A 13,665-nucleotide genomic window follows, 5' to 3' on the forward strand; every position below is an offset into this window, starting at 1 on the left:
ACGTCCTGTGACCCCGCCCGCATCGTAGAGCGTGCCGGCCCCGTTGTCTCCGGCTCGAGGGCCGTACCAGCACCTGCCGCTGGGCAGGTCAGGCACTCGTTGGTTACCGTGCTCGGGTGGCCTCCGTCCCACCCGGGCGAGACCGCTGGGAAGGACCCATCCACGAACCCTTCGCCGAACCGGCCCTGCCGGGGAGATGAGTGTCGATGAAGCACCGTTCTCTACCTGTGTCGCTGACCGCCGCCGCCGCGAGCCTCGCCGTCGTCGCCGCGGCCGCAGCCCCTGCTGTCGCGGACCCGCCGCCCGACCCCGGGGACTCCCTCGGCGTGCAGTCGGGCGCGTCCCTCGCCCCGACCGACAAGGTCGCCCCGTCCCTCGCGAAGGCGAGCGGCACCGTCACGGCGTTCGTCGAGCTCGACGCGCCGTCGGCCGTCGACCTCGCCGCGCAGGGCGCGAGCCCCCAGGAGGTCGAGGCCAACGCGCAGGAGGTCGCCCAGCTCGCGGACGACGTCGTCCCGCAGCAGGCGACCGCCCGCAGCGCGGGCGCGCGGAACCCGCAGCAGGTGTCGGTCACGAGCACGCTCGTCGCGGGCGTCGTCGTCACGGGTGACGCGGCCCGCGTGCGCGACCTCGCGCGCGACGCCTCCGTCGTCACGGTCTACCGGATCATCCCCAAGAAGCCGGCGAACAAGGGCACGGACGTGTTCACGCGGGCGCTCGAGACGTGGCAGAGCACCGGCCTCACCGGCGAGGGCGTGCGCATCGGCATCATCGACACAGGGCTCGACTACACGCACAAGGCGTTCGGCGGCCCCGGCACGCAGGAGGCGTTCGACGAGGCGTACGGCGACCGCGGCACCGGCCCGGTCCCCGACGGCACGTTCGACGAGCTGAAGTTCCTCGGCGGGCACGACTTCGCGGGCTACGACTACGACGCGAGCGGCACGGTCCCCGGCACGACGCTCGTGCCGACGCCCGACGAGAACCCCATCGACTCGCTCGACTCGGTCGGCTCCGGGCACGGTTCCCACGTGGCCGGCACGACGGCGGCGTACGGCGTCACCGCGGACGGCGAGACGTTCGACGGCGACTACTCCACCCTCACCGACATCTCCGACTGGCAGGTCGGTCCGGGCTCCGCGCCCGAGGCGGGCCTGTACGCGCTCAAGGTGTTCGGCGACCTCGGCGGCTCGACGGGCGTCGTCGTCGACGCGCTCGAGTGGGCGGCCGACCCGAACGGCGACGGCGACCTGTCCGACCGTCTCGACATCGTCAACCTCTCCCTCGGCTCCGACGGCTCGCCCGCGGACGACCCCGAGAACCTCTTCATCGACCAGCTCTCGCGCCTGGGCACGCTGTCCGTCATCGCGTCGGGCAACGCGGGCGACGTGACCGACGTCGGCGGCTCGCCCGGCAACGCGCGCACCGCCCTCACGGTGGCGAACTCGGTCGGCGACACCCAGACGTTCGACGCGGTGCGGGTCGACGCCCCCGCGGCGCTCGCGGGCGAGTACCCCGCCCAGAACTCCCAGGACTACGCGGGCGGCGCCGACGTGACCGCCCCGGTCGCGTTCGTCGCGGGCGACTTCACCGGCTGTGCGGCGTTCACGCCCGAGCAGGCGGCGGCCGTCGCGGGCAAGATCGCGTTCCTGTACTGGGACGACAACGACGCGACGCGCGCGTGCGGCAGCGCCGCGCGGTTCAACAACGCGCAGGCCGCGGGTGCGGTCGGCGTGCTGCTGTCCTCCGAGCTCTCGTCGTTCGTCGCCGGCATCGCGGGCAACGCGGGCATCCCCGGCGCCCAGCTCACCGGCCCGAGCCACGACGCGCTGCGCCCGGCGATCGAGGCCGGCGAGGTCACGATGACCGTCGGCCCGTCGTTCGCGCTGTCGTCGTTCGTCTCCATCCCGGAGATCGGCGACACGCTCAACAGCGGGTCGTCGCGCGGCGTGCACGGCTCGCTCGGCATCGCCAAGCCCGACGTCGCGGCCCCCGGCACGGGGATCGCCTCCGTCGCGTCCGGTCACCTGGACGGCGCGAGCATCAAGTCCGGCACCTCGATGGCCACCCCGCACGTCGCCGGCATCGCCGCGCTCGTCAAGGAGGCCCACCCGGGCTGGGCGCCGGCCGAGGTCAAGGCGTCCGTCATGAACACCGCGACGCACGACGTCTTCACCGGGCCGTCGGGCACGGGCACCGCCTACGGTCCCGAGCGGGTGGGCTCCGGCCGCGTCGACGCCGTCGACGCCGTCGAGAACACGACGCTGGCCTACGCCTCGCAGGACTCCGACCAGGTGTCCGTGGCGTTCGGCGTCGTGCCGGTCGGCCAGGACACCGTGACGGTGCGCAAGACCGTGACCGTGCAGAACACGGGCGACACCCCGAAGACGTACGCGACGAGCTTCGCGCAGTCGAGCACCGCGGGCGGCGCGACCGTGTCCGTCGCCCCGGCGTCGGTCACCGTCCCCGCGGGGCAGCGCACGGTCGTCACCGTGACGCTCACCGCGGACCCCGCGACGCTCGCCAAGGAGCTCGACCCGACGTCGTCCGCCGACTCCGGGCTCGGCGTGCCGCGCGACTTCGTGTCGTCGGTCAGCGGTCGCGTCGTCCTGACCCCGACGGACGGCACCGCCGCGCTGCGGGTCCCCGTCCAGGCGTCGCCGAAGCTCGTGAGCGACCTGTCGGGCCAGGCCGTCGCCTTCCCGGGCACGGCCACCACCGCCGACCTCGACCTCGACGGCCGGGGCGTGGCGTCCGGCGGCTGGTTCTCGGTCGTCGCACCGTTCGAGCTCAAGACGACGAGCCCGCGCCTCGAGGCGGACGCGGCGGTCGGTGCCTCGGCCTCCGCTATCGCGGCGGCCGACGTGCGCGCGGTCGGCTTCACGTCGACCGCCCCGCAGGTCGCCGCGGACGGCGGTGACCCGGCGGACGGCGTCATCGGCATCGGCGTCGCGGTCGACGGGCAGTGGGCGAGCCTCGGCTCGGTCTCGATCCCGGCGGTCGAGGTGGACGTCGACTCCGACGGCACGGCCGACTTCGAGGTCGCGGCGATCAAGTACAACAGCGAGACGGACCTGACCCTCGCGGCCACGTTCACGCTCAAGGACTGGACAGCGCCGGACGGGAAGAAGTACAAGGCGGGCGCCAACGTCGACCTCCAGCCGATCAACTCCGTGTGGGGGAACGTCGACACCTCGGTGTTCGACAACAACGTCGTCGTGATCCCGGTGGGCATCGGGTCGCTCGGCATCGAGGAGGGCGACGTGCCGACCTTCCAGGTCCTCACGTACTCGCCCTACTCGCAGGCCGCCGACCAGCTCGTCGACGCGACCGAGACGTTCACGGGCGACCCGTACGACCCGGCCTACTGGTTCGACGGCGGCGACCAGCTCCTGTACGTCGGGGCGGACGACACGTCGATCCCGGTGCACCGCTCGGAGTCGGCGGTCGAGGCGGGCAGCGGCAAGCTCCTGCTGCTGCACCTGCACAACGCGACGCCGACCAAGCGCTGGCAGACCGTGGACGTCTCGACGTCCGCCGTTGTCGACGCGACGGTCACGGCCGAGGCGCGCTGCCTCGGCGGCAAGGCGCACGTGGCGGTCCGCGTGCTCAACGAGTCGGGCGCGACGGCCGACGTCGTGGTCACCACGCCGTACGGGGAGAAGACGTTCCCGAACGTCAAGGACGGCAAGAACGCCTACCAGTCGTTCTCGTCGCGCGCGGCGTCGTTCGACGCCGGCTCCGTCACCGCGACCCTCACCGCCGAGGTCGGCGGCGAGGAGGTCACGACGACCTACGACGCCGACTACGAGGCGCTGAGCTGCTCCTGAGCCGCTCACCGCACCGCGCGAGGGCCGTCACCCGTCCGGGTGGCGGCCCTCGCCGCGTCAGGGGCCGGAGCGGGCCCGAGCCGACGGCGGCGGCTACGCTCGCGGCGTGAGCGACTTCCCCACCCCTGACACGTTCTTCGCCCTGCGCCCCGGCCCCGCCGCAGGGACGGGTCCTGCCGGAGGCCCCGGCCTGCGCCTCACGGTGCACGACCTGGGCGAGCTCGTCCTGCCGAGCGGCCGGCTCGAGGCGTCCGACCCGTTCACGCTGCTCGGCGAGGGTCTCGTCGTGCGCGTCGAGCCGGGCCGCTACCCCGTGCGCGTCACCGTCGCCGACGTCTCCGACGAGCAGGACGGCTCCCACCTGCGCGAGGCGTACCTGAGCGTCGTGCTCGCCGAGGGCGAGGTGGCGGCCGTCGAGCCGGTCGTGCCCGAGGGCGCCGACGGGCCGCCCGAGGCCGGCGCCGCGTTCGGCGTGCCCGTCGACGCCGGGACCGTCGCGTTCGCGGACGCCGACGCCGTCGCGCGGCTCATGCCGCAGGGCGACTGGTACGACGAGGTGTTCGACGACGGCACGGACACGAGCTGGTTCGCGCTCACGGACTCCCCCGACCACCTGCGCGAGGGGTCGGCGAACATCCTGCTCCCGGGCGCGCAGGACGGCGAGAACGTCGTGCTCTCGCACTCGGGCTGGGGCGACGGCTTCTACCCGCTCGTGCGGACCGTCGCGGCCGACGGCACGGTGCTGGGCCTGCACCTCGACCTCCTCGTCGCGCTCCCGGACGAGGACGACGACTGACCGGAGCCTCGTCCCGGCGCCCGCCCGCGCGCGCCCCGGGCGGGACGCTCCTAACCTGGTGACGTTCCCGGACCGTCCCACGAAGGCAGGGCCACCATGCCCAGACACGGCACGCGCACGAGCGAGCTCGCCGGACGCTTCTCCCAGGACGCCGGCTGGGACTACGAGATCCGCACGACCCTCGGCGGTGCGTTCTCCGGCGCCGCCGACGTGGGCGAGGTCCTCGCGGCCGTCGCCGACGTGGGGAAGGACCACCGCGCGTGGTTCCGCGCCTGGGACGCGCTGGGCGACCGGCTGGCCGCCGTGGGCGAGTCGTCCGCCGTGGCCGGGCACCCCGTGAGCGCCGCCTCGGCGTACCTGCGCGCGTCGGCCTACTACGCCGTCGCGGTGAACGCGGTCGCGGGGCTCGAGGACGAGTCCCCGCTCGTGCCGACGTTCCGCAAGCACCGGGCCGCGTGGGACCGCTGGGTCGACCTCGTCGACCTGGACGTCGAGCGGGTGGCGATCGACTACGAGGGCACCGAGCTCCCGGGGTACTTCTTCCGCGCCGCGGGTGACGGGGGCTCGGGCACGGCGCCACGACCCGTCGTCGTCGCCGTGAACGGCTCGGACGGCTCGCTGACGTCGCTGTGGTCGGCGTGCGTGTCGGGCGCTCTGCGCCGCGGGTACCACGCGCTCGTGTTCGACGGCCCCGGCCAGCAGTCCGTGCTCTTCGAGCACGGCGTCCCGTTCCGCCCCGACTTCGAGGCCGTCCTCACGCCCGTCCTGGACACCGTGGTGGCACGGCCCGACGTCGATCCCGAGCGGGTCGCCGTCTACGGGATCAGCCAGGCCGGCTACTGGGTCACGCGCGCGCTCGCGTTCGAGCACCGGCCGGCCGCCGCGGTCGTCGACCCGGGGGTGGTGGACGTCGCGACGTCGTGGGAGCGCGAGGTGCCCACGAGCCTGCTCAAGCTGCTCGACAAGGGCGACGACCACGCGTTCGACCGCGACATGGAGCTGGGGATGCGCTTCTCGAAGGGCACCGCGCGGACGTGGCGCTTCCGCGCGCGGCCGTACGGCGTCGACGGGTACGCGGCGACGCTGCGCGAGGTGCGCCGGTACGACGCCACGGACGTCGCCGGGCAGGTCACGACGCCGCTGCTGGTCACGAGCCCCGAGGACGAGCAGTTCTGGCCGGGCCAGTCGGAGCGCCTGGCCGCGATCGTGCCGGGCGCCACGGTCGTCACGTTCAGCGACGGCGAGGGCGCGAGCGGGCACTGCCAGCCCCTGGCCCGCGCCCTCACCGAGCAGCGCATGTTCGACTGGCTCGACGAGCGGCTCGCCCGGTAGGACCCGAGCTCCTCCGTGGTCAGACCCGGACGCCGAGGCCCTGGAGCTCGAGCACCAGGCCCTTGATCGCGGCGGCCGGGACCTGGCCCGACCCGCTCTCCACGATCCCCGCGACCGACGCCGGCACCTCGGCGTCGGAGCACAGCACGAGCGGGGTGTCGGCCGCGGAGTCGGGCAGCCGGCCGTGCGAGCCCTTCACGTACGACGCGTCGAGGGGGACGGTGCTCATGGCGTAGCGCAGGCCCACCTTCTTCTTCACGAGGTTGAGGCCGGCCTTCGCCTTCGCCAGCTTGTCCGCCGGGTCGAAGAACAGCTCGGCGGGGTCGTAGCCGGGCTTGCGGTGGATGTCGACGCCGCGCGCGTACTCCGGCGCGCGCGCGTCGTCGAGCCAGAAGTAGTACGTGAACCAGGCCCCCGGCTCCGCGACGACGACGAGGTCGCCGGAGCGCTCGTGGTCGAGCCCGTACCGGGCCTGCGCCTCGCGGTCGAGCACCTCGTCGACGCCCGGGACGCCGCGCAGCAGGTCGGCGACGCGCCGCTGCAGCGCGAGGTCGTGCTGGTCGCCCAGGTAGACGTGCGCGACCTGGTGGTCCGCGACGGCGAACGCGCGCGACGCCCACGGGTCGAGCTGCTCCTTGCCGTCCTGCACGTAGACCTCGAGCAGGCCCTCGCGGCGCAGGATGCGGTTGAGGTGCACGGGCGTGTCGGCGTCCGCGATGCCGTACTCCGAGACCACGAGGACGGTCACGCCCTGGTTCGCGGCGTCGTCGAGCAGCGGGGCGAGGGTCGCGTCGAGCTCGGCCGCGGCGGCGTCGGCCTGCGGGGACGTCGGCCCGAACCGCTGGAGGTCGTAGTCGAGGTGCGGGACGTACGCCATCGTGAGGTCCGGGGCGTGCGTGCGCAGCACGTGCCGCGTCGCGTCGACGATCCACCGCGAGGACGAGATGTCCGCCGTCGGGCCCCAGTAGGTGAACAGCGGGAACTCGCCGAACCGGCCGACGAGGTCGTCGTGCAGCGCCGCCGGGCGCACGTACGCGTCCGGGGACTTGCGCCCGTCGGCGTGGTAGATCGGCCGCGGCGTGACGGTGACGTCCGTCGTCATGCCCATCGCGTACCACCAGCACACGTTCGCCGACGAGTACTCGCGGCGGGCGCGGCGCGCGGCCTCCCACAGCTTCTCGCCCTCGACGAGGCGCGCGTGCTGACGCCACAGGTACACGTCGCCGAGCTCGCGGAAGTACCAGCCGTTCCCGACGATCCCGTGCTGCGACGGGCTGAGCCCCGTCGTCATCGTGGCCTGCACGCTGCAGGTCACCGCGGGCAGGACCGTCGCGAGCTCGGACTGCCAGCCGCTCTCGGCGAGCTGGCGCAGGCGCGGCATGTGCGCGAGCGCGGTCGAGGTGAGCCCGACGACGTCGAGCAGCAGCACGGGCTTCATGCGGTCCTCCTGATGATGTGGTTGCTCGCGGTCGAGCCCGGGGTCGCTGTCGTCATCGGCGTCTTTCCGGGAGCAACCTCGTGCTCGGCGGTGAGGTGGGTGGTGGCCCAGCGGAGCTCGGCCGCGATGCCGGCGACGAGCGAGGCCGTGGCCGCTCCCTCCGGGAGCACCGACCACGTGTACGTCTCGACGTCGAGGTGGGCCTCGTCGCCGTGCGGGGCCGCCCGCACCGCTTCGACGGCGTCGCGCAGGACGTCGGTCGTCGCGGCGAGCGGGGCGGCGGGCTCGTGGTGCAGCGGCACGTGGAAGTGCACGCGCCACGGCCCCTCCCCCGGCAGCGCGTGCCCGACGGCGTCCCCCGGCCCGGGCGCAGGCCCGTCGTCCAGGGCGTCGGGCAGGTCGTCGGCGGCGAGGACGTCGCCCGCCGCCGTGAGCTCGCGCACCTGGTGGATGTAGCGCTTCTCGGCGAACGCGCCGACGGCGGCGCGCGCGGCCGGGTCGGACGGGTCGTCGACGTGGAGCGCGGCCGACGCCTGCACTTTGACGACGCGCAGCCCGGCGTCCGTGATGCGGCGCACCGTGGCCGCCGTCCCCGCGCGGCGGTCCGCGAAGGACACCGCGAGGTGGCACGTGTCGAGGCACACCCCCACGTGCTCGGGGTCGATGCGGCCCTCCTCGGGGACCCCGGACCCGGTGCGCGCCGCGAGCCAGGCCACGACGTCGTCCACCGTGTCGAGCACGCAGCCGGGCTCCGGCTCGACCGCGACGCGCACGACCTTCCCCGTCCGCTCGCGCAGGTCGCGCAACCCCGCGCCCAGGGCGACGAACGCGCGGGTGGCGGCCTCGTCGTCGGCGTCCGACCACGGCTCGCGCCACGCGAGCGGGAGGGTCGAGATCGATCCGGCAAGTGTGTCGGAGTCGTCGGGCAGGAGGTCGGCCAGCACCTCGGCGCACTCGAGCGTGTACGCGAGCCGCTCGGGCTGCGCCCACGTCGGCGTGTACACGTCGAGCTTGACGACGTCCGCGTGGAACCCGCCGTACGGGAACGCGTTGAGCGTGTGGACCTGCAGGCCCTGCTCGTCGAGGACCGCGCGCAGCCACGCGCGGTCCGCCGGCGACACGGCGAGCCGGTGCGCGAGCGTCGCGGGCATCCAGAGCCCGACCCCGAGAACGTCGAGCCCCGCGGCCGCGCGGACGGGGCCCGCGTAGGTCACGAGCTGCTCGACGACCCCGTCGAGGTCCTCGGCGGGGTGGACGTTGGTGCAGTACGACAACAGCATGGTGGTGCCCTTCCGAGACGGCCCGCTACGCCCGCGCGCCGCGCAGCACGGACGAGCCCTCGAACTCGACGCCGGGCGTCGGGAGCTCACCGGCCGTGAAACCCGGCACCGGGTCGAGCACGAGGTTGCCGGACTGGCCGTAGAACTCGACCGGGTTGCGCCACAGCACCTTGTCCACGTCGTCCTCGGTGAACCCGGCGGCGAGCATCGCGCGCCCCGTCTTGAGGGTCTTGAGCGGGTCGGACCGGCCCCAGTCCGCCGCGGAGTTCACGATCATGCGCTCGGTGCCGTGCTCCTGGAGGATCGCGACCATGCGGTCCTCGTCCATCTTGGTGTCCGGGTAGATCGAGAACCCGGCCCACGCCCCCGCGTCGAGCACGAGCGCGACGTTGGTCTCGTTGAGGTGGTCGACGAGCACGTGCTCGGACGGCACCCCGGACTCGCGCACGACGTCGAGCGTGCGGCGCGTGCCCGCGAGCTTGTCGCGGTGCGGCGTGTGCACGAGGACCGGAAGCTCGACGTCGCGCGCCATCTGGAGCTGGCGGGAGAACACCTCGTCCTCCTCGGGCGTCATCGAGTCGTACCCGACCTCGCCGACCGCCACGACGCCGTCCTTGAGCAGGTAGCGCGGGATCTCGTCGAGCACCTCGCGGCAGCGCGCGTCGTTCGCCTCCTTGGGGTTGAGGGCGATCGTCGCGTGGTGGCGGATGCCGAACTGCGCGGCCCGGAACCGCTCCCAGCCCAGGAGCGCGTCGAAGTAGTCGAGGAACGACCCCACGTTCGTGCGCGGCTGCCCGAGCCAGAACGCCGGCTCCACGAGCGCGCGCACGCCCGCCGCGTACAGGGCCTCGTAGTCGTCCGTCGTGCGGCTGGTCATGTGGATGTGGGGGTCGAAGATGCGCATCAGGCGGTCCTCCCGGTGGTGACGTCAGGGGCGAGGCGGGCGACGTCGTCGGGCACGACGCGTCCCGCGGCGTGGCGCTCGGCGGCGAAGTCGCGCGCCATGCGGGCGAGCTCGTCGTCCGCGCGGTCGTCGAGACCGGCGACGGCGTCGAGGCTCACGCCCATGAACACGAGCTTGAGGACGGCGTGGCGCCACGCGTGCTGGTCGAGGTGCGCGGCCGCGAACGGCCCGACCGCCGCGGCGACGAGGCTCTGGTCGTTGGTGCGCAGCGCGTCGGCGGCGAGGTCGCGACCGACGGCGACGACCGACGGCGCCGCGTCGTCCGCGAGCGCCCCGCGCGCGGTGAGCGCGTCGAGCCCGCGCAGCACCCCGCGCCGCTCGGCGGTGTCGCCGTGCTGGTAGAGGTCGGCGAGGCGAGCCGCGAGGGAGGCGTCGCCGTCGGCTCCGCGCCCGAGCGCCTCGGCGAGCGCGACGACGATCGCGGCGCGCGCCTCGTCGTCGACCGTCCCGTGGACGATGCCGGCGGGGTCGGCGTCCGGGCGCACCGGCGCGCGGCCGACCTTGCGGCCCGCGAGCGCGAACGCGCGCGACACGGCCGCGGGGTCCTGCGCGACGCCGGCGCGCGCCTCGGCGAGCCAGCGCTCGCCCTCGGTGGTCGCGCCGTCCGGGGCCGCGGGGGCGGCGGGGGCTGGCTCGGTCATGGCACCTCCTGGGGGTGTTCGGAGACGGGTCGTTCCTGGTCGGGCGCGGGCGCCGCGGAGCGTCGGTCCCACGCTTCCTTCAGCGCTGTCATGCTGCGGTGCGCGAGGCCGGGGGCGTCGTACGAGTGGCGGGGCAGCTCGACCGCGGCGACGCCGGTGTAGCCGACGTCGGCGAGGGTCGCGAGCACGAGCGGCAGGTCGATCTCGCCCTCGCCGAACGGTCTGTGCTCGTGGTGCGTGCGCGGCATGTCGTCGAGCTGCACGTTCGCGAGGTACGGCGCGGCGGCGCGCAGCGCGCCCACGACGCCGTCGGGCTCCACGACGAGGCAGTGGCCCACGTCGACGGTCACGCCGAGGTCGGCCAGGTCACCCGCGTCGCCGCCGAGCTCGTCGCGCAGCCGCAGCGCGTCGCCGACGGTCTCGACGAGCATCCCCGGCTCGGGCTCGAGCGACAGCCGCACGCCGTGGCCGCGGGCGTGCTCGACGAGCGCGGGCAGGCGGTCGCGCAGGAGCGCCCACCCGTCGGCCGGGGACGCGCCGTCGGGCAGGACGCCGGAGAAGAAGGACACGCACTCGGCGTCGAGGACGGCCGCGATCTCGACCGCCCGGCGCAGGAAGCGCAGCCGGGCCTCCGCCTCGGCGTCCACGAGCGTGGGCCGGTGCTTGCGGTACGGGTCGAGCAGGAACCGCGTGCCCGTCTCGACGACGACCCGCATCCCCGCCCCGCCGCGCAGCGCGGCGAGGCGCTCGCGCAGCGCGTCGACCTCCGCGCGCCACCCGTCCGCGAACGGGTCCAGGTGCGGGAACCCGAGCGTGAGCGCGACGGCGCCGTACCCCTCGTGGTCGAGCACGTCGAGCGTGACGTCGAGCGGGTGGTCCGTGAAGCCGTTGGTGCCGTACCCGAGCGTGAACGGCATGCCCTGCCCGGGGTCGTCGTACCCGCTCACGTCTCGCTCATCTCGGTGCGCCCGGGGCCGCGCCCGACCCGGCGCAGGAGCCGGCCGGCGAGCTCGACGCCCGCGAGCACGCCCACGGACGCGAGGCTGCCGCCCCGCGCCGCCCAGGCCGCCTGGAGCGGGAGCATCGCCCGGATCCCCGCCTTCGTCGCCGCGAACGCGTTGCCCGCGGACGGCGTGATCGCGGCGTCGACCTGGCGCGGGAGCGCGGTCGCGAGGTACGCGCCTGCTGCCACGGCCCCGGCGACCGCCGTCGCCACGCGTGTCGCACGGCCCGGTCCGGCCCCGCGACCGCGGCGCAGCGCCCCCACGCCGACGACCGCCCCGCCCACCGCGGTGGCCGCCGCCACGCCGGCGGCGAGGGACGACGTCGTGCCGTGCACCTCGCCGCGCGACACGAACGTCACGCCCGCGGTGTGCACCGCCATCCCCGCCGCGGCGGGCAGCGCGGCACGCAGGTGCCCGACGCCCGCACCCAGCAGGACGTCGAGACCCCGGCACGCGGCCATGACGACGGGACCTGCCGCGTGCTCCTTGGCGACGGTGTCGTACGTCCAGACGCTCGCGGCGAGCGGGACGGCGACCGCGAGCGCCCGCGGTCCCCCGCCCGCGGCGGCGAGGCCGACGCCCGCGGCCGTGAGACCCACCGCGACCTGGAGCGCACGCGCCTCGGAGACGCGTCCGGACGGGATCGGGCGCTCGGGGCGCTCGACCGCGTCGAGGTGGCGGTCCGCGTAGTCGTTGAGCGCCATGCCGCCGGCGTACAGGCACGCGGACGCGAGCGGGAGCAGCGCGCGGCGCGGCGTGAGCGCGTGCCCGGCGGCGGCCGCGCCCGCGAGGGTGTCACCGACCACCGAGAGGACCGCGGGGGCGCGGACGAGGTCCAGGTGGTCGTGGAGGGAGCCGGTCACGGCCGGTCGGCCGGTGCGGCACCGACGCGGGCCGCCGCCTCGCGGACCCAGTCCGCGAGGGCGACGGTCTGCGCCGCGAAGTCGTGCACGTCGCTCCCCCACGGGTCCTTGAAGAAGAACCCGAGCTCGGCGACCGGTCCCCCGTACCCCGCGGCGTCGGCGAGCGCGAGCAGGCGCGCGAGGTCGAGCACGAGCGGCGCGGCGAGCATCGAGTCGTAGGCCGACCACGTGGTCTGCAGCGTGAGGCGCGAGCCGAGGAAGCCCTCGACGTGCACGTGGTCCCACGCGACCTTGATGTCGCCGAGGTCCGGCACGTTGTCGATGTGCAGCGGGGTCACCTGGCTGCCCGTGAGGTCCTGCAGGCCGCGGGACTTGGACGCGAGCTTGCTCTGCACGGCCTCCGGGTCGGCCAGGGTCGCGCCGTCGCCGCCACCGAGCAGGTTGGCCCCGGCCCAGGACAGGACGCGCAGGCCGCGCGCCGCGAAGGCGGGCGCGAGGATCGTGCGCAGCCACGTCTGGCCGGTCTTGCCGTCCTGGCCCGCGACGGGGACGCCGCGCTCGGCGGCGAGCTCGAGGAGCACCGGCAGGTGCATGCTCGCCGACGGCGTGAACTCCGCGAAGGGCGCGCCCGCGAGCAGGGCGGCGTACGCGGTCACGGAGCTCGGCGGGAGCACGGCGCGCTCCGGGTCCGCGAGCGCGGCGAGCAGGAGCTCCCGGTCGGAGAGCTCCGGGCCGGGCTCGGGCAGCGGCTCCGTCGACACGAGGTCGACGACGACGACGCGCGCGAGGCCGTGGCGCTCGCGGAAGTCGACGATGTCCGCGGCGAGGCGCTCCGCGGCGGCCTGCTGCGACTCGCGCGGCGCCCCCTCGGCGGGGTGGGTGGAGTAGCCGGGCCGGACCTCGGCGTCGGCCCGCTCCAGCGCGGCGTGCGCGGCGGTGAGCAGGCGCGGCGCGATCATGCCCGCCTCGACGAGCAGCTCGGCGCGCTTGACCATCGAGACGTCGGAGATGTCGTGGCCGCCGACGACGAGGTCGCCGAACGACGGGAGCGGTGCCGAGGCGAAGGGCTCGGAGACCGTGACGCACCCCGTGGGCGCGGCACGCCCGTCCGCGATGGCGGCGAGGCCGAGGGCTGCGGTGGTCGCCACGGAGCCGCGGGCGCCGACGAGCCAGAGCCCCGTGCGCGCGTCCGGAGCCGGGCGGTCTGACGAGCCGTCAGAAGCGAAGTGGTGCATCGTTGCTCCCGTTCCCGTCGGCGGGCGCCGGAGCGCCGCCGAGCACGACGACGATGGCCTCCCTGCCATCGTCGGACCGCACGCCCGGACGAGGGCGTGTGAACGCTCTCCGACCCGGTGGGCGCCCGGTCTGCTGCGACCCTAGTCACACTTTTGTCGATGGTCAATCAAAAGCGTGCCCACTTTCGCGAGGCCGGACGCTTGCACGATGCAAAAGCGCACGCCGAACACGACCTGGCGGTCGTCGTGGGGACGATGACGACCGCCAGGTCGTGCTCGGCG

At 74.8% G+C, this 13,665-nt stretch carries 10 protein-coding genes; 3 read left to right on the forward strand and 7 right to left on the reverse strand.

The features are described 5' to 3' along the window. Positions 1-227: 227 nt before the first annotated feature. The 3 genes from JOE63_RS18805 to JOE63_RS18815 all read left to right on the forward strand — a co-directional run bounded on the left by JOE63_RS18805 (position 228) and on the right by JOE63_RS18815 (position 5,958). Positions 228-3,830 carry a S8 family peptidase gene (locus JOE63_RS18805; protein ID WP_204543018.1) on the forward strand — a complete coding sequence of 1,201 codons (3,603 nt, stop codon included), beginning with the start codon at positions 228-230 and terminating at the stop codon, positions 3,828-3,830. Between the two features lie 106 nt (positions 3,831-3,936). Beyond that, a complete protein-coding gene (locus JOE63_RS18810; protein WP_087469896.1) occupies positions 3,937-4,626 on the forward strand; it encodes a DUF4241 domain-containing protein in 690 nt (229 codons plus the stop codon). 96 nt (positions 4,627-4,722) lie between these two features. Continuing rightward, a complete protein-coding gene (locus tag JOE63_RS18815) occupies positions 4,723-5,958 on the forward strand; it encodes an alpha/beta hydrolase family protein (RefSeq protein WP_087469897.1) in 1,236 nt (411 codons plus the stop codon). 19 nt (positions 5,959-5,977) lie between these two features. Here JOE63_RS18815 and JOE63_RS18820 read toward each other — a convergent pair whose 3' ends face one another. The 7 genes from JOE63_RS18820 to JOE63_RS18850 are packed head-to-tail and all read right to left on the reverse strand — an operon-like array spanning position 5,978 to position 13,383. After that, positions 5,978-7,396: an alkaline phosphatase family protein gene (locus JOE63_RS18820; protein ID WP_087469898.1), complete on the reverse strand. Its 1,419-nt coding sequence runs from the start codon at positions 7,394-7,396 to the stop codon at positions 5,978-5,980. Then, positions 7,393-8,676: a metabolite traffic protein EboE gene (eboE, locus tag JOE63_RS18825; RefSeq protein WP_204543020.1), complete on the reverse strand. Its 1,284-nt coding sequence runs from the start codon at positions 8,674-8,676 to the stop codon at positions 7,393-7,395. The genes JOE63_RS18820 and eboE overlap by 4 nt, the downstream gene beginning before the upstream one ends. Positions 8,677-8,701: 25 nt before the next feature. Then, entirely contained in the window at positions 8,702-9,580 is an 879-nt protein-coding gene (locus JOE63_RS18830) for a TatD family hydrolase (protein WP_204543022.1), read from the reverse strand. Next, positions 9,580-10,281: an EboA domain-containing protein gene (locus tag JOE63_RS18835; protein ID WP_204543024.1), complete on the reverse strand. Its 702-nt coding sequence runs from the start codon at positions 10,279-10,281 to the stop codon at positions 9,580-9,582. The genes JOE63_RS18830 and JOE63_RS18835 overlap by 1 nt, the downstream gene beginning before the upstream one ends. Then, positions 10,278-11,228, reverse strand: a complete 951-nt coding sequence (locus JOE63_RS18840; protein WP_307840228.1) for a sugar phosphate isomerase/epimerase family protein — start codon at positions 11,226-11,228, stop codon at positions 10,278-10,280. Before JOE63_RS18840 ends, JOE63_RS18835 begins: the two co-directional genes overlap by 4 nt. Then, the gene (locus tag JOE63_RS18845) at positions 11,225-12,148 is read right to left on the reverse strand and encodes an SCO3242 family prenyltransferase (RefSeq protein WP_204543026.1); all 924 of its coding nucleotides are present in this window, start codon (positions 12,146-12,148) and stop codon (positions 11,225-11,227) included. The genes JOE63_RS18840 and JOE63_RS18845 overlap by 4 nt, the downstream gene beginning before the upstream one ends. Beyond that, positions 12,145-13,383, reverse strand: coding sequence for an inositol-3-phosphate synthase (locus JOE63_RS18850; protein WP_087469901.1), 1,239 nt, complete (start codon positions 13,381-13,383; stop codon positions 12,145-12,147). Before JOE63_RS18850 ends, JOE63_RS18845 begins: the two co-directional genes overlap by 4 nt. Positions 13,384-13,665 lie beyond the last annotated feature (282 nt).

It is taken from the genome of Cellulosimicrobium cellulans, from assembly GCF_016907755.1.
In the GTDB taxonomy this organism is placed as follows: domain Bacteria; phylum Actinomycetota; class Actinomycetes; order Actinomycetales; family Cellulomonadaceae; genus Cellulosimicrobium; species Cellulosimicrobium cellulans_D.